The sequence below is a fragment of the Streptomyces sp. NPDC094034 genome (genome assembly GCF_040303865.1).
Taxonomy (GTDB): Bacteria; Actinomycetota; Actinomycetes; order Streptomycetales; family Streptomycetaceae; genus Streptomyces.
Window position 1 is genome coordinate 92,028 of record NZ_JBEOUD010000014.1, and the last position, 20,337, is coordinate 112,364.

Sequence of the window (20,337 nt, forward strand, 5' to 3'; positions counted from 1 at the left end):
AGGGTTGATCGCATGTCCCGCTCCACAGGCACCACCACGAACAGCCCCCGCACCCGTCCCGGCTCCCGCGCCGCCGCCCTGCTGGCCGGAGCCGCGTCCATGCTCGCTCTCGGCGTCCTCGGCGCCACAGCGCCCCCGGCAACCGCGTCGCCGAACGACGCGCAGGTCAACGGCCAGGCCACCTGGTACAACACCGGCCTCGGCGCCTGCGGTTGGGTCAACGACGACAGCCAACTGGTCGTGGCCGTCTCGGCGGCCCTGTACGGGAACTACCCCAACCCCAACAACTCCCCCGTGTGCGGAAAGCAGTTACGGGTCAACGGCCCACTCGGCTCCGTGACCGTGACGGTCGTGGACAGATGCTCCGGCTGTGCGACGAACGACGTGGACCTCAGCCCCGCCGCGTTCCGCCAGGTGGGCGACCCCAACGCGGGACGGATCAACATCAGCTGGGACTGGGTCTGACCTGACCGACACCCCACACACGAGGGCCGGCCGCCCCGGACGCTCCGGGCCCGTCCGCGAACCCCCGCACACGAAAGGGCCCGTACGACCGAAGTCGTACGGGCCCTGCCGCTGGATGCTCCGAGGAGCTACCTGGTCAGATCAGACCGGATCAGCAATTACTTGTTGATCTTGGTGACCTGGCCGGCGCCGACGGTCCGGCCACCCTCACGGATGGCGAACTTGAGGCCCTCCTCCATGGCGACGGGCTGGATCAGCTCGACCGTCATGACGGTGTTGTCGCCCGGCATGACCATCTCGGTGCCCTCGGGAAGGGTCACCACGCCGGTCACGTCCGTGGTACGGAAGTAGAACTGCGGGCGGTAGTTGTTGAAGAACGGGGTGTGACGGCCACCCTCGTCCTTCGACAGGATGTAGGCCTGGGCCTCGAAGCTGGTGTGCGGCGTGACCGAACCCGGCTTGATGATGACCTGGCCGCGCTCGACGTCCTCGCGCTTGATGCCACGGAGGAGCAGACCGACGTTCTCACCGGCCTGGCCCTCGTCGAGCAGCTTGCGGAACATCTCGATGCCGGTGACCGTGGTGGTGGTCTTCTCGGTCTTGATACCGACGATGTCGACGGTCTCGTTGACCTTCAGGACACCACGCTCGATACGACCGGTGACGACGGTGCCACGACCGGTGATCGTGAAGACGTCCTCGATCGGCATCAGGAACGGCTTGTCGACGTCGCGCTCGGGCTGCGGGATGGACTCGTCAACGGCCTTCATCAGGTCGAGAACGGTCTTGCCCCACTCGGCGTCGCCCTCAAGGGCCTTGAGCGCCGAGACCTTGACGACCGGCAGGTCGTCGCCCGGGAACTCGTACTCGGAGAGCAGCTCGCGGACCTCAAGCTCGACGAGCTCAAGGATCTCCTCGTCGTCCACCATGTCGGCCTTGTTCAGGGCGACAACGATGTACGGAACGCCGACCTGGCGGGCCAGGAGCACGTGCTCCTTGGTCTGCGGCATCGGGCCGTCGGTGGCGGCGACCACGAGGATGGCGCCGTCCATCTGCGCCGCACCCGTGATCATGTTCTTGATGTAGTCCGCGTGACCCGGGCAGTCGACGTGCGCGTAGTGACGCGACTCCGTCTGGTACTCGACGTGCGCGATGGAGATGGTGATACCGCGCTGGCGCTCCTCGGGAGCCTTGTCGATCTGGTCGAAGGCCGAGGCCTCGTTCAGGTCCGGGTACGCGTCATGCAGCACCTTGGTAATGGCGGCCGTGAGGGTCGTCTTACCGTGGTCGATGTGACCGATGGTGCCGATGTTGACGTGCGGCTTAGTCCGCTCGAACTTCGCCTTCGCCACTGGGGTCCTCCTGGAGTGGTTCTGTACGCCTTACTCATCGGCGCCAGGTGATCTTTGCTGGGATGCCGGCCCCCGGGGCGGCCCCGCCATGATCCGGTGGATCCGGCGGAACCGCCCCAGGACTTGCCGGTGACAAGCCTAAAGCGTGGACTCGGAAGAGTTACTCGCCCTTGGCCTTCGCGATGATCTCCTCGGCGACGTTCCGGGGAACCTCGGCGTAGGAGTCGAACTGCATCGAGTAGCTTGCGCGACCCGAGGTCTTGCTGCGGAGGTCTCCGACGTAGCCGAACATCTCCGACAGCGGCACCAGGCCCTTGACGACCTTGGCGTTGGCCCGGTCCTCCATGGCCTGGATCTGGCCACGCCGGGAGTTGATGTCACCGATGACATCGCCCATGTAGTCCTCGGGCGTGGTCACCTCGACCGACATCATCGGCTCAAGGAGTACGGGAGACGCCTTGCGGGCGGCTTCCTTGAACGCCTGCGAACCGGCGATCTTGAAGGCCAGCTCCGAGGAGTCGACCTCGTGGTAGCCACCGTCGAGCAGCGTGATGCGCACACCGGTCATCTCGTAACCCGCGAGGATGCCGAACTGCATGGCCTCCTGCGCGCCGGCGTCCACCGAAGGGATGTACTCCTTCGGGATACGGCCACCGGTGACCTTGTTCACGAACTCGTACGAGGCGTCGCCGCCCTCGATGGGCTCGATCATGATCTGCACCTTGGCGAACTGCCCGGTGCCACCGGTCTGCTTCTTGTGGGTGTAGTCCACCCGCTCGACGGTCTTGCGGATCGTCTCACGGTAGGCGACCTGCGGCTTGCCGACGTTCGCCTCGACGCGGAACTCGCGTCGCATACGGTCGACCAGCACCTCAAGGTGAAGCTCGCCCATACCGCCGATGACGGTCTGGCCGGTCTCCTCGTTGGTGTGCACCTGGAAGGAGGGGTCCTCCTCCGCGAGACGCTGGATGGCGACACCCAGCTTCTCCTGGTCACCCTTGGACTTGGGCTCGATCGCGACCTCGATGACCGGCGCCGGGAAGTCCATGGACTCCAGGATCACCGGGTTCTTCTCGTCGCACAGCGTCTCACCGGTGGTGGTCTGCTTCAGGCCCATGACGGCGACGATGTCACCGGCGCCCACCGACTCGATCTCCTCACGCTTGTTCGCGTGCATACGGTAGATCTTGCCGATGCGCTCCTTGCGGCCCTTCACCGAGTTCAGCACCGCGGTGCCGGACTCCAGCTTGCCGGAGTACACCCGGACGAAGGTGAGCTTGCCGAGGTGCGGGTCGCTCATGATCTTGAACGCCAGCGCGGACAGCGGCTCGTCGACGGAGGGCTTGCGGACGACCTCCAGCTCCGGGTCCTTGACGTCGTGGCCCACGATGCCCTCGACGTCCAGCGGAGTCGGCAGGTAGCGCACAACCGCGTCGAGCAGGGGCTGAACGCCCTTGTTCTTGAACGCGGTACCGCAGAACACCGGGGTGACGGTGATGCCGTCGGACTTGCCGGAGGCGATGGTGATACGGCGGATCGCCGCGTACAGCTGCTCCACGGAGGGCTCGGTGCCCTCCAGGTACAGCTCCATCAGCTCGTCGTCGTTCTCGGAGACGGTTTCGAGCAGCTTGCCGCGCCACTCCTCGGCCGCCTCGGTGTGCGTGGCCGGGATGTCGACGACGTCGTACATCTCGCCCTTCGCCGCCTCGGCGGACCAGACGAGGGCCTTCATCGTCACGAGGTCGACGACGCCCTTGAAGTCGGCCTCCGCACCGATCGGCAGCTGCATGACGATCGGAACCGCGCCGAGGCGGTCCGAGATCATGTCGACGCAGCGGTGGAACTCCGCGCCGGTCCGGTCGAGCTTGTTCACGAAGCAGATACGGGGCACGCCGTAACGGTCGGCCTGCCGCCATACCGTCTCGGACTGCGGTTCCACACCGGCGACACCGTCGAACACGGTGACGGCACCGTCGAGGACGCGGAGCGAACGCTCCACCTCGACTGTGAAGTCCACGTGACCCGGGGTGTCGATGATGTTGATGGTGTGGTCGACGTCGTCGAGCGGCCAGTGGCAGGTCGTCGCGGCGGACGTGATCGTGATGCCGCGCTCCTGCTCCTGCTCCATCCAGTCCATCGTGGCAGCGCCGTCGTGGACCTCACCGATCTTGTAGCTCACACCGGTGTAGAACAGGATGCGCTCGGTGGTCGTCGTCTTGCCCGCGTCGATGTGGGCCATGATCCCGATATTGCGGACCTTGGCCAGGTCAAGCGAAGTGGTGGCCATAAGGCTCAATCTTCTCTCGGTCTCGATGTGGGTAGCGACTACCAGCGGTAGTGCGCGAAGGCCTTGTTGGACTCGGCCATCTTGTGCGTGTCCTCACGCTTCTTGACCGAGGCGCCGAGACCGTTGGAGGCGTCGAGCAGCTCGTTCATGAGGCGTTCGGTCATGGTCTTCTCGCGACGGGCGCGGGAGTAACCCACGACCCAGCGCAGAGCGAGGGTGGCGGCGCGACCGGGCTTGACCTCGATCGGCACCTGGTAGGTGGCGCCACCGACACGGCGGGACTTGACCTCAAGCGTGGGCTTGACGTTCTCAAGCGCGCGCTTCAGCGTGATGACCGGGTCGTTGCCGGTCTTCTCGCGGAGGCCTTCCATGGCGCCGTACACGATCCGCTCGGCAGTGGAACGCTTGCCGTTGAGCAGAAGCTTGTTGATCAGCGACGTGACAAGAGGAGATCCGTAGACCGGGTCGATGATGACCGGGCGCTTCGGGGCGGGGCCCTTACGAGGCATTCTTACTTCTCCTTCTTGGCGCCGTAGCGGCTGCGGGCCTGCTTGCGGTTCTTGACGCCCTGGGTGTCAAGGGAGCCGCGGATGATCTTGTAGCGAACACCCGGCAGGTCCTTCACACGGCCACCACGCACGAGCACGATGGAGTGCTCCTGCAGGTTGTGTCCCTCACCCGGAATGTAGGCCGTGACCTCGATACCGGAGGTCAGACGCACACGCGCGACCTTACGGAGGGCCGAGTTCGGCTTCTTCGGGGTGGTCGTGAAGACACGCGTGCAGACGCCGCGGCGCTGAGGGGAACCCTCAAGTGCGGGCGTCTTGTTCTTCTCGACCTTGTCCTGCCGGCCCTTCCGGACCAGCTGCTGGATCGTAGGCACTACTTCTCCGGTTTCTGTGTGCCGTCAGTGAAACTAACCTGGAACACCTCCGACCCACGCGGTCGGGTGTGTCGAATACTGCATGGCCTCACCGAGGGCGAGGCGGGCGCAGATTACGGTGGCCGGTGCTCAAGCTCGCGTGCGGTTGAGGACACGCACAGGAGCCCAGGCACACCCCAGGCACAAGGTCTGAGCGTACCTACCTCATCGACTCCGGTCAAAACAAATGCCGGGCCCCCCGACACGCCGGACGTCCCCCTGGTGAACGGCGGGCGACGGGGGCGCGACCGGGGCTCATGGAAGACGGGTTCGACGGGTTCGGTGGGCGGGCACGGCTCGGTGGCACGCGGGCCGGAAGCACGCGGGTCGGTACAAGGGTCGGTACGCGGGTCCGCCATGGGGGCCAAGGCGCCGCCGCCACCCACGCCCGGGTGGGTCGTGCGCCGGGTCCTCCCGGGGGCGCCCCACGAGCCGCCGACGTCCGTTCCCGGCGGTGGCACGCGCCTGCTCAACGCCGAAGGGCGGCCACCCCCCAAGGATGGCCGCCCTCCGTTCGCTCACGCCTTACTGGTTGTACGGACCGTAGTCGTAGTCCTCCAGCGGAACGGCCTGGCCGGAGCCCGTGCCGAACGGCGAGTAGTCGATGTCGTCGTAGCCGACGGCCGAGTACATCGCGGCCTTGGCCTCCTCGGTCGGCTCGACCCGGATGTTGCGGTAGCGGGACAGGCCCGTACCGGCCGGGATGAGCTTACCGATGATGACGTTCTCCTTGAGCCCGATCAGGGAGTCCGACTTGGCGTTGATCGCCGCGTCGGTGAGGACCCTGGTCGTCTCCTGGAAGGACGCCGCCGACAGCCACGACTCGGTGGCCAGCGACGCCTTGGTGATACCCATCAGCTGCGGACGGCCGGAGGCCGGGTGGCCGCCTTCCGTGACCACACGACGGTTCTCGGTCTCGAACTTCGAGCGCTCCACCAGCTCGCCCGGCAGCAGCTCCGCGTCGCCGGACTCGATGATCGTCACACGGCGCAGCATCTGCCGGATGATGATCTCGATGTGCTTGTCGTGGATCGACACACCCTGCGAGTTGTAGACCTTCTGGACCTCGCCGACCAGGTGGACCTGGACCGCGCGCTGACCGAGGATCCGCAGCACGTCATGCGGGTTGGTGGCACCCACGGTGAGCTTCTGGCCCACCTCGACGTGGTCGCCCTCGCCGACGAGCAGACGGGCACGCTTCGAGATCGGGAACGGCGTCTCGTCGCTGCCGTCGTCCGGGGTGACGACGATCTTCTTGGTCTTCTCGGTCTCCTCGATACGGACGCGGCCGGCCGCCTCCGAGATCGGGGCGACACCCTTGGGCGTACGGGCTTCGAAGAGCTCGACGACTCGGGGCAGACCCTGGGTGATGTCGTCACCGGCCACACCACCGGTGTGGAAGGTACGCATCGTCAGCTGGGTACCGGGCTCACCGATCGACTGGGCGGCGATGATGCCGACCGCCTCACCGATGTCGACCAGCTTGCCGGTGGCCAGCGAACGGCCGTAGCAGAAGGCACAGGTACCGACCGCGGACTCGCAGGTCAGGACCGAGCGGGTCTTGACCTCCTCGACCCCGGCGGCCACGACGGCGTCGATCAGGACATCGCCCAGGTCGACATTTGCCGGCGCGATGACCTTGCCGTCGACGACGACGTCCTCGGCGAGCATCCGCGCGTACACGGACGTCTCGACGTCCTCCGCCTTGCGCAGCACACCGTCGGCGCCGCGCTCGGCGATCCGCAGCTTCAGACCGCGGTCGGTGCCACAGTCCTCCTCGCGGATGATCACGTCCTGCGAGACATCCACCAGACGACGGGTCAGGTAACCCGAGTCGGCGGTACGCAGGGCGGTGTCGGCCAGACCCTTTCGGGCACCGTGCGTGGAGATGAAGTACTCCAGCACGGACAGGCCCTCACGGAAGGACGCCTTGATGGGACGCGGGATCGTCTCGTTCTTGGCGTTGGACACCAGACCACGCATACCGGCGATCTGACGCATCTGCATCATGTTTCCGCGCGCGCCCGAGTTGACCATCATGAAGATGGGGTTGGTCTTCGGGAAGTTCGCGTTCATCGCCTCGGCGACCTCGTTGGTCGCCTTGGTCCAGATCGCGATGAGCTCCTGCGTGCGCTCGTCCTTGGTGATCAGACCGCGCTCGTACTGCTTCTGGACCTTCTCGTCCTGCGCCTCGTAACCCTGGACGATCGCCTTCTTCGCCTCGGGCACGACGACATCGGAGATGGCGACGGTGACACCGGAACGGGTCGCCCAGAAGAAGCCGGCCGCCTTCAGGTTGTCGAGCGTCGCCGCCACGATGACCTTGGGGTAGCGCTCGGCGAGGTCGTTGACGATCTCGGAGAGCTGCTTCTTGCCCACCGAGTAGTCGACGAACGGGTAGTCCTCGGGCAGCAGCTCGTTGAAGAGCGCGCGGCCCAGGGTCGTACGCAGCCGGAACGGGTCGCCCTGCTGCCACGGCACCGCGGTGCCGTCCGTGTCCGCCTCCTCGGCGGCAGGCGGGGTCCAGCCGCGCGGCGGGATCGTGCCCACCGGGAAGCGGATGTCGACCTTCGCCTGGAGCGAGAGCTCCCGGTTGTCGAACGCCATGGTCGCCTCGGCGGTGGAGCCGAAGGACCGGCCCTCGCCGATGACCTCGCGCTCTTCCTCGTCCGTCGTGAGGAAGAAGAGACCGAGCACCATGTCCTGGGTCGGCATGGTGACGGGACGGCCGTCGGCCGGCTTCAGGATGTTGTTCGAGGACAGCATCAGGATGCGGGCCTCGGCCTGCGCCTCCGCGGAGAGCGGCAGGTGGACGGCCATCTGGTCACCGTCGAAGTCCGCGTTGAACGCGGTGCAGACGAGCGGGTGGATCTGGATGGCCTTGCCCTCGACCAGCTGCGGCTCGAAGGCCTGGATGCCCAGACGGTGCAGGGTCGGCGCACGGTTCAGCAGCACCGGGTGCTCGGCGATGACCTCTTCGAGCACGTCGTACACGACCGTACGGCCGCGCTCGACCATGCGCTTCGCCGACTTGATGTTCTGCGCGTGGTTCAGATCCACCAGGCGCTTCATCACGAACGGCTTGAAGAGCTCCAGCGCCATGGCCTTCGGCAGACCGCACTGGTGCAGCTTGAGCTGCGGACCGACGACGATCACGGAACGGGCCGAGTAGTCGACTCGCTTGCCGAGGAGGTTCTGACGGAACCGGCCCTGCTTGCCCTTGAGCATGTCGCTCAGGGACTTCAGCGGACGGTTACCGGGACCGGTCACCGGGCGACCGCGGCGGCCGTTGTCGAACAGCGCGTCGACGGCCTCCTGCAGCATCCGCTTCTCGTTGTTCACGATGATCTCGGGGGCACCGAGGTCAAGGAGACGCTTGAGGCGGTTGTTGCGGTTGATCACACGGCGGTACAGGTCGTTCAGGTCGGAGGTCGCGAAGCGGCCACCGTCCAGCTGCACCATCGGACGCAGGTCCGGCGGGATGACCGGCACGCAGTCCAGCACCATGCCCTTGGGGCTGTTGCTGGTCTGCAGGAACGCGGAGACGACCTTGAGGCGCTTGAGCGCGCGGGTCTTCTTCTGGCCCTTGCCGGTACGGATGATCTCGCGGAGGCGCTCGGCCTCCTCGTCCAGGTCGAAGGACTCCAGGCGCTTCTGCAACGCCGCGGCACCCATCGAACCGTCGAAGTACGTGCCGAAGCGGTCACGCAGCTCGCGGTAGAGCAGCTCGTCGCCCTCCAGGTCCTGGACCTTGAGGTTCTTGAAGCGGTTCCACACCTCGTCGAGACGGTCGATCTCGCGCTGCGCGCGGTCGCGCAGCTGCTTCATCTCACGCTCGGCGCCCTCGCGCACCTTGCGGCGCACATCGGCCTTGGCGCCCTCGGCCTCCAGCTCGGCCAGGTCGGTCTCAAGCTTCTTGGCGCGGGCTTCGAGGTCGGCGTCGCGGCGGTTCTCGACCTGCTGGCGCTCGACGGAGACATGCGCCTCCAGCGACGGCAGGTCGCGCGTACGGCGCTCCTCGTCCACGAACGTGATCATGTACGCGGCGAAGTAGATGACCTTTTCGAGGTCCTTCGGCGCGAGGTCGAGGAGGTACCCGAGGCGGGACGGGACGCCCTTGAAGTACCAGATGTGGGTCACGGGCGCGGCCAGCTCAATGTGGCCCATCCGCTCACGGCGCACCTTGGCGCGCGTGACTTCCACGCCACAGCGCTCACAGATGATGCCCTTGAAGCGGACACGCTTGTACTTGCCGCAGTAGCACTCCCAGTCCCGGGTCGGACCGAAGATCTTCTCGCAGAAGAGTCCGTCTTTCTCGGGCTTGAGCGTGCGGTAGTTGATGGTCTCCGGCTTCTTCACTTCGCCGTGCGACCAGGTCCGGATGTCGTCCGCGGTGGCAAGGCCGATCCGCAGCTCGTCGAAGAAGTTGACGTCGAGCACTTGTCGTCAATCCCTCTTTCGGGGGTTCGAGCCCCTCGCGTCAGCGAGTAGATGGGGCACTTCAGCAATGGTCTGAACGGGTCCGGGGAGAGCCGGCCGGATACGGGATCCGGCCGGCGAACCCGTCAGACCTCTTCGACGCTGCTCGGCTCGCGCCGGGACAGGTCGATACCGAGCTCCTCCGCCGCGCGGAAGACGTCCTCGTCCGTGTCACGCATCTCGATGGACATACCGTCCGAGGACAGCACCTCCACGTTGAGGCAGAGCGACTGCATTTCCTTGATGAGCACCTTGAAGGACTCGGGAATGCCGGGCTCGGGGATGTTCTCGCCCTTGACGATGGCCTCGTAGACCTTCACGCGGCCGGTCACGTCGTCGGACTTGATCGTCAGCAGCTCCTGGAGGGCGTACGCGGCGCCATAAGCCTCCAGCGCCCACACCTCCATCTCACCGAAGCGCTGACCACCGAACTGGGCCTTACCACCCAGCGGCTGCTGGGTGATCATCGAGTACGGGCCGGTCGAACGCGCGTGCAGCTTGTCGTCGACCAGGTGGTGGAGCTTGAGGATGTACATGTACCCGACCGAGATCGGGTCCGGGAACGGCTCACCGGAGCGGCCATCGAACAGATGCGCCTTGCCGGACGGCTGGACCATCCGGTTGCCGTCGCGGTTCGGGATCGTCGCCTCGAAGAGACCGGAGATCTCGTCCTCACGGGCACCGTCGAAGACCGGGGTGGCGACGTTGGTACCGGCGGCGACCTCGTCGGCGCCGATGGCCTTCAGCCGCTCCATCCACTCCTCGCTGCCCTCGACCTTCCAGCCCTGGCTGGCGAGCCAGCCGAGGTGGATCTCCAGGACCTGTCCCGGGTTCATTCGGGACGGGACACCCAGCGGGTTGAGGATGATGTCGACCGGGGTGCCGTCCTCCAGGAACGGCATGTCCTCGATCGGCAGGATCTTCGAGATGACGCCCTTGTTGCCGTGACGGCCGGCGAGCTTGTCACCGTCGGTGATCTTGCGCTTCTGCGCCACGTACACGCGAACCAGCTGGTTCACGCCCGGCGGCAGCTCGTCGCCCTCCTCGCGGTCGAAGACACGCACACCGATGACCTTGCCGGTCTCGCCGTGCGGCACCTTCAGCGAGGTGTCACGTACCTCGCGGGCCTTCTCACCGAAGATCGCGCGGAGCAGTCGCTCCTCCGGGGTCAGCTCGGTCTCACCCTTGGGCGTGACCTTGCCGACCAGGATGTCTCCGGCGACGACCTCGGCACCGATCCGGATGATGCCGCGCTCGTCGAGGTCCGCGAGGACCTCCTCCGAGACGTTCGGGATGTCCCGGGTGATCTCCTCGGGGCCCAGCTTGGTGTCACGGGCGTCGACCTCGTGCTCCTCGATGTGGATCGAGGAGAGGACGTCGTCCTGGACCAGCCGCTGGCTGAGGATGATCGCGTCTTCGTAGTTGTGGCCCTCCCACGGCATGAACGCCACGAGGAGGTTCTTGCCGAGCGCCATCTCACCCTGCTGGGTGGCGGGACCATCGGCGAGGACCTGGCTCTCGACGACCCGGTCGCCCTCGTTGACGACAACCTTCTGGTTGACCGAGGTGCCCTGGTTGGAGCGGGAGAACTTGGCGATGCGGTACGTGGTGTACGTGCCGTCGTCGTTGGCGACGGTGATGTAGTCCGCGGAGACCTCCTGGACCACACCCTCCTTCTCCGCCTTGATGACGTCACCGGCGTCGACCGCGCAGCGGTACTCCATGCCGGTGCCGACCAGCGGCGCCTCGGACGTGATCAGGGGCACGGCCTGACGCATCATGTTCGCGCCCATGAGGGCACGGTTGGCGTCGTCGTGCTCCAGGAACGGGATCATGGCGGTCGCGACCGACACCATCTGGCGCGGCGAGACATCCATGTAGTCGACGTCCGTGCCGGGCACGTAGTCGACCTCGCCACCACGGCGGCGGACCAGGACGCGGGGCTCGGTGAAGCGCAGCTCGTCGGAGAGCGTCGCGTTCGCCTGAGCGATGACGAACCTGTCCTCCTCGTCGGCGGTCAGGTAGTCCACCTCGTCGGTGACCTGGCCGTCGGTGACCTTGCGGTACGGGGTCTCGACGAAGCCGAACGCGTTGACCCGGCCGTACGAGGCGAGCGAGCCGATCAGACCGATGTTCGGGCCTTCAGGGGTCTCGATCGGACACATACGCCCGTAGTGCGACGGGTGCACGTCACGGACCTCGAAGCCGGCCCGCTCACGGGACAGACCACCCGGGCCCAGCGCCGACAGACGGCGCTTGTGGGTCAGACCCGACAGCGGGTTGTTCTGGTCCATGAACTGCGACAGCTGGCTGGTGCCGAAGAACTCCTTGATGGAGGCGACGACCGGCCGGATGTTGATCAGGGTCTGCGGCGTGATCGCCTCGACGTCCTGGGTCGTCATGCGCTCGCGCACGACGCGCTCCATCCTCGCCAGACCCGTACGGACCTGGTTCTGGATGAGCTCGCCGACGTTACGCAGACGACGGTTGCCGAAGTGGTCGATGTCGTCGGTCTCGACGACGATCTGGGTGCCGTTCTCACCGACCGTCTCGGTCTCCCCGGCGTGCAGCTTGACCAGGTACTTGATGGTCGCGATGACATCGTCGGTGGTGAGCACGCCGGCGTCCAGCGGCTCGTCCGCGCCGAGCTTCTTGTTCACCTTGTAGCGGCCGACCTTCGCGAGGTCGTAGCGCTTCGGGTTGAAGTAGAGGTTCTCCAGCAGCGTCTGCGCCGCCTCGCGCGTCGGGGGCTCGCCCGGACGCAGCTTGCGGTAGATGTCGAGCAGCGCGTCGTCCTGGCCCTGGGTGTGGTCCTTCTCCAGGGTGGCGCGCATGGACTCGTACTCGCCGAACTCCTCCAGGATCTGCTCGGTGGTCCAGCCGAGAGCCTTGAGGAGGACGGTCACGGACTGCTTGCGCTTGCGGTCGATACGGACACCGACCATGTCACGCTTGTCGATCTCCATCTCCAGCCAGGCACCCCGGGACGGGATGATCTTGGCGGAGAAGATGTCCTTGTCGGACGTCTTGTCGATCGACGAGTCGAAGTAGACACCCGGCGAGCGGACCAGCTGGGACACCACGACACGCTCGGTGCCGTTGATGACGAAGGTGCCCTTGTTGGTCATGAGCGGGAAATCGCCCATGAAGACCGTCTGGGACTTGATCTCACCGGTCTCGTTGTTGGTGAACTCGGCCGTGACGAAGAGCGGGGCGGCGAACGTGAAGTCGCGCTCCTTGCACTCGTCGATGGAGTTCTTCGACGGCTCGAAGCGGTGATCGCGGAAGGTCAGCGACATCGACCCGGAGAAGTCCTCGATCGGAGAGATCTCCTCGAAGATCTCCTCCAGACCTGACTTCCTGGGGACGTCTTGCCCACTCTCCAGAGCCGCCTCGACACGAGCCTTCCAAGCGGCGTTACCGAGCAGCCAGTCAAAGCTCTCGGTCTGCAGCGCCAGGAGGTTCGGAACCTCGAGGGGCTCCTTGATCTTTGCAAAGGAGATGCGCAGCGGGGCGGTGCTGGCACCGTTGTTCGTATTCGTGGTCGAGGCGTTGCGCGAGGCGGCCAAGAGGGGGTCCTTCCGAGGGCTCGGACTCACTACGCGCGTACCGGTCCCAAGCCGGGCACGGAGAGGGAAAGCCCAGTTCAGGGCCGTTCACTCACCGATGCTCTTGCGAGGGGGTGCCCCTGGTGACGGGCAGGGAGCAGCTAACAGGCAGCGCAAAGGGACAGTGTAGCCACTTGGCACACTGATGTCCAGAGCGGGTTTTTCGACACCCTCGTTTTTCTCAACACCCTTGTCTCAACTGCGGCAACTCAACTGCGGCAAGCCTCGCGCCGTAGGCGCACATCGATACTGCCCTCTTCACCGTCGATCCATGCCTCGGATGCGGATCGATTGTGGCGACGCGTCCTGAGAATTGCGCGCTGCGTGCGGTTCGTCAAGGCCCCCCACCCCACGTGGAAGGTCACGGGGCGCCTGGAAGCGCGGCGATGATCACGATACTCGCCGCGCGCCGAAGAGCAAGGCAGCCCCTGCGGCAACGCGGAAGGGCGACCACCCGACTGGGTGATCGCCCTTCGCGTCAACAGCGCGCCTCGCGGCGCCGAGACTGCCCCCGCGCGCCTACCGGCGCCCGGCGACGGACTCGTACGGGGTCACTTGACCTCGACGGAGGCGCCGGCGCCCTTGAGGGACTCGGCGGCCTTGTCAGCGGCCTCCTTGGCGACCTTCTCCAGGACGGGCTTCGGGGCGCCGTCCACGAGGTCCTTGGCCTCCTTGAGGCCCAGGGAGGTCAGCTCACGCACGACCTTGATGACCTGGATCTTCTTCTCGCCGGCACCCGTGAGGATGACGTCGAACTCGTCCTGGACCTCTTCGGCCTCGGCCGGGGCACCGGGGGCACCGGCGACCGGCGCGGCGACCGCGGCGGCGGCGGTGACGTCGAACTTCTCCTCGAACGCCTTCACGAACGCGGAGAGCTCGATGAGGGTCATGTCCTCGAACTGCGCGAGCAGGTCTTCCTGGCTGAGCTTCGCCATGATGGCGGTCCTTCCACTAATTCGGCTGGTGCCGTATGTACAGTTCCGCGGGCGTACCGGCCCGCTGCGGCCGCGCGAGCGTGATTACTCGGAGTCGGCCTCGACGGGAGCCGGCGTACCGGCACCGCCCTGCTCTTCCTTCTTGACGCGAAGCGCTTCCGCGGTGCGGACGAACTTCGACGGAAGCGCCTGGAAGAGCGAGGCAGCCTGCGACTGCTTGCCCTTCATGGCACCTGCCAGCTTGGAGAGCAGAACCTCGCGGGACTCAAGGTCCGCGAGCTTCTTGATCTCGTCAGCGCTCAGCGCCTTGCCATCGAGGACGCCGCCCTTGATGACGAGATTGGGGTTTTCCTTGGCGAAGTCACGAAGACCCTTCGCCGACTCCACCGGGTCACCGGTGACGAAGGCAACCGCCGTCGGACCCGCGAAGAGGTCGTCCAGCGTGTTGATCCCGGCCTCGTTGGCCGCGATCTTGGTCAGCGTGTTCTTCACCACGGCGTACTGGGCGTTCTCACCGAGAGAACGGCGCAGCTCCTTGAGCTGCGCCACGGTGAGACCCCGGTACTCGGTCAGCACGGCGGCATTCGAGCTGCGGAACTTGTCCGTCAGCTCGGCTACGTCGGCAGCCTTGTCGGGCCTTGCCATGAGCGTCGGCCTCCTTCCGGGTGATGAGGACCGCTCAGAAGGGGCTGGGCAAAACGAAACGCCCCGGCGCAGGCGCACGGGGCGTAGCTCGACCGAATGGAATCCGGGAACTGTCCACAGTCACCTGCGCGGGTCGTCCGCAGCTAGCGGATCCTTCGGCCGCCGCACCCTCTTACGAGCGCACAGCGACGACCAGCGGTCTTTGGCTTCTGGGGCAGAGTACGTGAGGAGGAGGCCGCAGGACAAATCAGCCTGTGGCCGCTCCCGTGCCATCGGCGCCCAGGCTGCCCATCAGCCCGGCGAAGTCGAAGGTCTCACCGGCCGGCGGGGCCTGGACCTGGGCCTTCGCTCCGTAGTCGGAGTAGTGCATGGATATGTTGATGTCGCCCTGGGCGGTGTCCATGCCGACGTCCATCTTCACCGGATAGTCGTCCTCGTTGACCCAGACCTCCGTGTCGTACCCCTTCAGACCCGACTTCTTCATCGAGTCCAGGAGGTCCGCACGCTCCTTCTCGCTGAGCACGTCGAGCGATCCCTGGGACTTCACCAGCTCGTCGAGCGTGAGCGTGCCCTTGTAGTGCTCGGCCTGGACGCCGTCGACCTTCTCGCTGCCGAGGTGCTTCAGATTCGGCGAGTCGAGCAGCAGGGCGAGCTGCTGTGCCGGGTCCTGGTTCATGTTCTCCAGGCCGCCCGCCAGCTGCTTCTGGGCGGCCTCGTCACCGGAGGCCTCGGCCACGGCGCCCAGGTCGAGCTTCATCCAGCGCTTGCCGTCCATCTCCTTGGCGGCGTCGGCGCCCATGTCCATGTACATGACGTTGTCGAGCCAGACCATCCGGATCTTGTCCGGGGCCGAGGCGTCGGCCGCCAGCGCCGATCCGTCCATGGTCATGTCCATCACCGTGGGGTCCCACCCCATGACGCCGGTCATTTCCATGTCGCCCGCCCCGCCCGCCGCGGCCGGCATCGACATCGTCATCCGGACCTTGGCCGACTTCGCCTCGGAGGTCTTCTTGAAGGCGGCGGTGATGACGTCCGTCGCCTCCCCCGAGGTGGACTGTGCCGCACCTGAAGTGGACTGCGGTGCCGCACCGCCGTCGCTCTGACAGCCCGCGACAGCGGCGATGACGGCCACGGCCGCCAGTGAGACGCTCCCGCGCCTCCACATCGACTTGCTCATTCCCCACCCCTTGATTGTGAGTTCAACTCCCCTGCACGGTAACCCATGCCTATGACAGACGAACACGGAAAAAAGCCGGTTCCCGCACCTCAGGAGAGGTGCGGGAACCGGCTCTTCGTACGCGGGACCCGCGGCTGTCGTCAGTGTCAGACGGCGGCCGGGTCCTCCTCCACGAGGAGGTTGCGGGTGCGGTTGGCGTCCAGCGGGATGCCGGGGCCCATCGTCGTGGCCAGGGTGGCCTTCTTGATGTAACGGCCCTTGGCGGCGGACGGCTTGAGACGGAGGACTTCCTCCAGCGCCGCGGCGTAGTTCTCGACCAGCTTCGTCTCGTCGAAGGAGACCTTGCCGATGATGAAGTGCAGGTTCGAGTGCTTGTCGACGCGGAACTCGATCTTGCCGCCCTTGATGTCGTTCACAGCCTTGGCGACATCGGGGGTGACGGTGCCGGTCTTCGGGTTCGGCATCAGACCACGCGGGCCGAGGACGCGGCCGAGACGGCCGACCTTGCCCATGAGGTCCGGGGTGGCGACGACGGCGTCGAAGTCCAGACGGCCCTTCGAAACCTCGTCGATGAGTTCGTCGGCGCCGACGATGTCGGCGCCCGCGGCACGCGCGGCCTCGGCACGGTCACCGGTCGCGAAGACCAGGACCCGGGCGGTCTTGCCGGTGCCGTGCGGAAGGTTCACGGTGCCACGGACCATCTGGTCGGCCTTGCGGGGGTCGACGCCCAGCCGCATGGCCACCTCGACGGTGCCGTCGAACTTGGTGGTGGTGGTGTCCTTGGCGATACGGACGGCCTCAAGCGGGGCGTACGTACGCTCCCTGTCGATCTTGGCGTCCGCGCCGCGGAGAGCCTTGCTGCGCTTCACTTCGTCTCCTGGTGGTTCATCAGGTGTGGAGGTCGTGGTCCGGGCCGCGCATGGCCCTGCCACTGGGGCTTGCCCGGCTGGGTCAGCCCTCGACCGTGACGCCCATGGAACGGGCGGTGCCGGCGATGATCTTCTCGGCGGCGTCCAGGTCGTTGGCGTTCAGGTCGGGCATCTTGGTGGTGGCGATCTCGCGCACCTGGTCGCGGGTGAGCTTCGCGACCTTCTTGACGTGCGGCTCGCCTGAGCCCTTGTCCACGCCCGCGGCCTTGAGGATCAGCTTGGCGGCCGGCGGCGTCTTGGTGATGAAGGTGAAGGAGCGGTCCTCGTAGACCGTGATCTCCACCGGCACGACCATGCCACGCTGCGACTCGGTCGCGGCGTTGTAGGCCTTGCAGAACTCCATGATGTTGACGCCGTGCTGGCCCAGCGCGGGGCCGACCGGCGGAGCCGGGTTGGCCGCACCGGCGCTGATCTGGAGCTTGATAAGCCCCGTGACCTTCTTCTTCTTGGGAGGCATTGCTCTCTCCGGGTCCTAGTGAGAGTTTTCAGCCAGCCGTCCGGTCATCCGGATGGAGGCATACCGCACAACGATAACGGGTATAGGTGCACGGCCAAAAACCGACAGGTCAGACAGCTGTATGAGCCTGTCTGACCTGTCGGAAGCTGCTGTCGCGCGCGGGCACGGCGCGCACGCGCCGCCCGCTGGGCTCAGTTCTTCTGGATCTGGTCGAAGCTCAGCTCGACCGGGGTCTCGCGGCCGAAGATCTCGACCAGGCCCTTGACCTTCTTCGAGTCGGCGTTGATCTCGTTGATGGTCGCCTGGAGCGTGGCGAACGGGCCGTCGGTGACGGTGACCGAGTCGCCGACCTCGAAGTCCAGCACCTGGACCTCGACCTTGCGGGACGGGGCGGGCTTGCCCTCGGCCTCCGCGGCCTCACGGGCGGCCTTCTCCTCGGCCTCCGGCGCGAGCATCTTGACGATCTCGTCCAGGGTCAGCGGGTACGGGTCGTAGGCGTTGCCCACGAAGCCGGTGACACCGGGGGTGTTACGGACGACGCCCCACGACTCGTTCGTCAGATCCATGCGCACCAGGACGTAGCCCGGGAGCTTGTTCTGGCGAACGTTCTTGCGCTCGCCGTTCTTGATCTGGACGATCTCTTCCTCTGGGACCTCGGCCTGGTAGATGAACTCCTCGACGTTCAGCGAGACGGCACGCTGCTCCAGGTTGGCCTTCACGCGCTTCTCGTAGCCCGCGTAGGTGTGGATCACGTACCACTCGCCGGGCAGCCCGCGAAGTTCCTCACGGAGCGCGGCGACCGGGTCGACGGGAGCCTCGGGCTCTTCGCCGGCGGCCTCGACATCGGCGGTCTCGTCGTCGTCCGCCGCGGGGTCGTCCTCGTCGTCCTCGATGTGGAGCGCGGCCTTCTCGGCCGGCTCGCCCGCGGCGACGTCAGCGGCTTCGGCCTGGTCTGGCTCGACAGCGTCCGCCGCCTCGACGATGCCGGTTTCGTCCTCGCGGGACTCCACCGACTCGCCGGCGTCGTTCAGTTTCGGGTCAGACACGGTGGCTGCTTCTTCCTGGCTCATTGGGTGGAACGCGCGAAAGGGACGCCGTACCGGGCTCCCCTCCGCGGGATCAGCCGAAGACGTACTTGATTGCGTTCTGGAATCCATAGTCAATCACGGTCACCAAACCGATCATGACGACGACGAAGACAATCACCACGGTGGTGTACGTAGTCAGCTGGTTGCGAGTCGGCCAGACGACCTTGCGCAGCTCGGCGACGATCTGACGGTAGAAGAGCGCGAGCCGGCCCAGGGGGCCCTTCTTGCCACGCTTGCCGCCCTTGCGCGGCTTCTTCGACTCGGCGGACTCGTCGTCAGCATCAGGCTTGTCGATGGAGCCCACGGCGTCCGTCACGCTCTCTCACCTGATTCCGGGTCGTGGCCGTGCCGCGCCCGGGGGAGCCGCACGGCGATGCATTGAATGTACGTACATGCGCACACATCCTGGCGGAGATGTGTGAAGCAGGGCCGGAGGGACTTGAACCCCCAACCGCTGGTTTTGGAGACCAGTGCTCTACCAATTGAGCTACGACCCTTTGCGTTTTCCCCAACCTACCGCATCCGACCGGACGCATGGAGTGCGCGGTACAGACCTGGCGGCTGAGGGCCAACGACGAGTGAGTGTACGTGGTCGCGGCCCCCGCGTCGAACAGCTTCCCCCGCGACAGTCGCGGCCCGCCCCACGCGCCGGACTTCCTTCTATGTGTCCGCCCTGCGAAACCTGTGTGCCGGCGAGGTTTCGGGTCTGGGACCATGGGCGCATGAGCGCTGCAATCCCTCCGACCGAGCGCCGGGTCTCCGCCCGTATCGGCGCGATCTCCGAGTCCGCGACCCTCGCCGTGGACGCCAAGGCCAAGGCCCTGAAGGCGGCCGGGCGTCCGGTGATCGGCTTCGGCGCCGGTGAGCCCGACTTCCCGACGCCCGGCTACATCGTCGATGCCGCCGTCGAGGCGTGCCGAGACCCCAAGTACCACCGCTACACACCGGCGGGAGGGCTCCCCGAGCTCAAGGCCGCGATCGTCGCGAAGACGCTGCGCGACTCCGGCTACGAGATCGAGCCCGCGCAGATCCTGGTGACCAACGGTGGCAAGCAGGCGATCTACGAGGCGTTCGCGGCCGTCCTGGACCCGGGCGACGAGGTCATCGTCCCGGCTCCGTACTGGACGACGTACCCCGAGTCGATCCGGCTGGCCGGCGGTGTCCCGGTAGAGGTCGTGGCCGACGAGACCACCGGCTACCGCGTCTCCGTCGAGCAGTTGGAGGCCGCGCGTACCGAGCGTACGAAGGTCGTCCTCTTCGTGTCGCCGTCCAACCCGACGGGTGCCGTCTACAGCCCCGCCGACACCGAGGCCATCGGCCGCTGGGCCGTCGAGCACGGGCTGTGGGTGATGACGGACGAGATCTACGAGCACCTCGTGTACGGCGACGCCGCCTTCACCTCGCTGCCGTCCGTCGTTCCTGAGCTGCGCGACAAGTGCATCGTGGTCAACGGTGTGGCCAAGACCTATGCGATGACCGGCTGGCGTGTGGGGTGGATCGTCGGCCCCAAGGATGTCGTCAAGGCCGCGACGAACCTCCACTCGCACGCCACGTCCAATGTCGCCAACGTCTCGCAGGCCGCGGCGATCGCCGCCGTCTCCGGTGACCTCACCGCGGTCGCCGAGATGCGCGCGGCCTTCGACCGGCGCCGTCGGACCATCGTGCGGCTGCTGAACGAGATCGACGGCGTCGTCTGCCCCGAGCCGGAGGGCGCCTTCTACGCGTACCCGTCGGTGAAGGCGCTGCTGGGCAAGGAGATCCGCGGCAAGCGCCCCCGGACGTCGGTCGAGCTGGCCGCGCTGATCCTGGACGAGGCCGAGGTTGCGGTCGTCCCCGGAGAGGCGTTCGGTACGCCCGGCTATCTGCGGCTGTCGTACGCGCTCGGTGACGAGGATCTGGTGGAGGGCGTCGGCAGGATCCAGAAGCTGCTGGCCGAGGCCAAGGACTGAGCGGGCTCGCGACGGGCTCCCGGCGATCGCCGGGAGCCCGTTTT

General features: G+C 66.4%; 15 protein-coding genes and 1 tRNA gene. 2 read left to right on the forward strand and 14 right to left on the reverse strand.

Annotation, left to right across the window (positions count from 1 at the left end; all coding sequences use genetic code 11):
• Positions 1 to 12 precede the first annotated feature (12 nt).
• Positions 13 to 465 (forward strand): RlpA-like double-psi beta-barrel domain-containing protein, encoded by a 453-nt coding sequence (locus ABTZ59_RS15490; RefSeq protein ID WP_351396524.1) that lies wholly within the window; start codon positions 13 to 15, stop codon positions 463 to 465.
• A 158-nt stretch (positions 466 to 623) separates the two neighbouring features.
• Here ABTZ59_RS15490 and tuf read toward each other — a convergent pair whose 3' ends face one another.
• The 14 genes from tuf to ABTZ59_RS15560 all read right to left on the reverse strand — a co-directional run bounded on the left by tuf (position 624) and on the right by ABTZ59_RS15560 (position 18,841).
• Positions 624 to 1,817 (reverse strand): elongation factor Tu, encoded by a 1,194-nt coding sequence (tuf, locus tag ABTZ59_RS15495; RefSeq protein ID WP_129770864.1) that lies wholly within the window; start codon positions 1,815 to 1,817, stop codon positions 624 to 626.
• A 160-nt stretch (positions 1,818 to 1,977) separates the two neighbouring features.
• Entirely contained in the window at positions 1,978 to 4,104 is a 2,127-nt protein-coding gene (gene fusA / locus ABTZ59_RS15500; RefSeq protein WP_351396528.1) for an elongation factor G, read from the reverse strand.
• A gap of 38 nt (positions 4,105 to 4,142) precedes the next feature.
• Positions 4,143 to 4,613 carry a 30S ribosomal protein S7 gene (gene rpsG / locus ABTZ59_RS15505; protein ID WP_030351427.1) on the reverse strand — a complete coding sequence of 157 codons (471 nt, stop codon included), beginning with the start codon at positions 4,611 to 4,613 and terminating at the stop codon, positions 4,143 to 4,145.
• 2 nt (positions 4,614 to 4,615) lie between these two features.
• The gene (gene rpsL, locus ABTZ59_RS15510) at positions 4,616 to 4,987 is read right to left on the reverse strand and encodes a 30S ribosomal protein S12 (protein ID WP_003948652.1); all 372 of its coding nucleotides are present in this window, start codon (positions 4,985 to 4,987) and stop codon (positions 4,616 to 4,618) included.
• A gap of 564 nt (positions 4,988 to 5,551) precedes the next feature.
• Positions 5,552 to 9,466, reverse strand: a complete 3,915-nt coding sequence (locus tag ABTZ59_RS15515; RefSeq protein WP_351396533.1) for a DNA-directed RNA polymerase subunit beta' — start codon at positions 9,464 to 9,466, stop codon at positions 5,552 to 5,554.
• Positions 9,467 to 9,591: 125 nt separating this feature from the next.
• Positions 9,592 to 13,074, reverse strand: a complete 3,483-nt coding sequence (gene rpoB / locus ABTZ59_RS15520) for a DNA-directed RNA polymerase subunit beta (protein WP_351396535.1) — start codon at positions 13,072 to 13,074, stop codon at positions 9,592 to 9,594.
• 590 nt (positions 13,075 to 13,664) lie between these two features.
• Entirely contained in the window at positions 13,665 to 14,048 is a 384-nt protein-coding gene (gene rplL / locus ABTZ59_RS15525; protein WP_351396537.1) for a 50S ribosomal protein L7/L12, read from the reverse strand.
• Between the two features lie 84 nt (positions 14,049 to 14,132).
• Positions 14,133 to 14,693, reverse strand: a complete 561-nt coding sequence (gene rplJ / locus ABTZ59_RS15530; protein WP_249948342.1) for a 50S ribosomal protein L10 — start codon at positions 14,691 to 14,693, stop codon at positions 14,133 to 14,135.
• 247 nt (positions 14,694 to 14,940) lie between these two features.
• On the reverse strand, positions 14,941 to 15,870 hold the full coding sequence (locus tag ABTZ59_RS15535; RefSeq protein ID WP_351396542.1) for an SCO4651 family lipoprotein: 930 nt from the start codon (positions 15,868 to 15,870) through the stop codon (positions 14,941 to 14,943).
• A 146-nt stretch (positions 15,871 to 16,016) separates the two neighbouring features.
• Positions 16,017 to 16,739, reverse strand: a complete 723-nt coding sequence (gene rplA / locus ABTZ59_RS15540) for a 50S ribosomal protein L1 (protein WP_249948344.1) — start codon at positions 16,737 to 16,739, stop codon at positions 16,017 to 16,019.
• Positions 16,740 to 16,821: 82 nt separating this feature from the next.
• Positions 16,822 to 17,256, reverse strand: coding sequence for a 50S ribosomal protein L11 (rplK, locus tag ABTZ59_RS15545; protein ID WP_030351419.1), 435 nt, complete (start codon positions 17,254 to 17,256; stop codon positions 16,822 to 16,824).
• Positions 17,257 to 17,447: 191 nt separating this feature from the next.
• Positions 17,448 to 18,302 (reverse strand): transcription termination/antitermination protein NusG, encoded by an 855-nt coding sequence (nusG, locus tag ABTZ59_RS15550; protein ID WP_351396547.1) that lies wholly within the window; start codon positions 18,300 to 18,302, stop codon positions 17,448 to 17,450.
• A gap of 73 nt (positions 18,303 to 18,375) precedes the next feature.
• On the reverse strand, positions 18,376 to 18,660 hold the full coding sequence (secE, locus tag ABTZ59_RS15555; RefSeq protein ID WP_249948346.1) for a preprotein translocase subunit SecE: 285 nt from the start codon (positions 18,658 to 18,660) through the stop codon (positions 18,376 to 18,378).
• A gap of 108 nt (positions 18,661 to 18,768) precedes the next feature.
• Positions 18,769 to 18,841, reverse strand: a tRNA-Trp gene (locus ABTZ59_RS15560).
• A 225-nt stretch (positions 18,842 to 19,066) separates the two neighbouring features.
• Between ABTZ59_RS15560 and ABTZ59_RS15565 the strand changes: the two genes are divergently transcribed.
• Entirely contained in the window at positions 19,067 to 20,293 is a 1,227-nt protein-coding gene (locus ABTZ59_RS15565) for a pyridoxal phosphate-dependent aminotransferase (protein WP_351396550.1), read from the forward strand.
• Positions 20,294 to 20,337 lie beyond the last annotated feature (44 nt).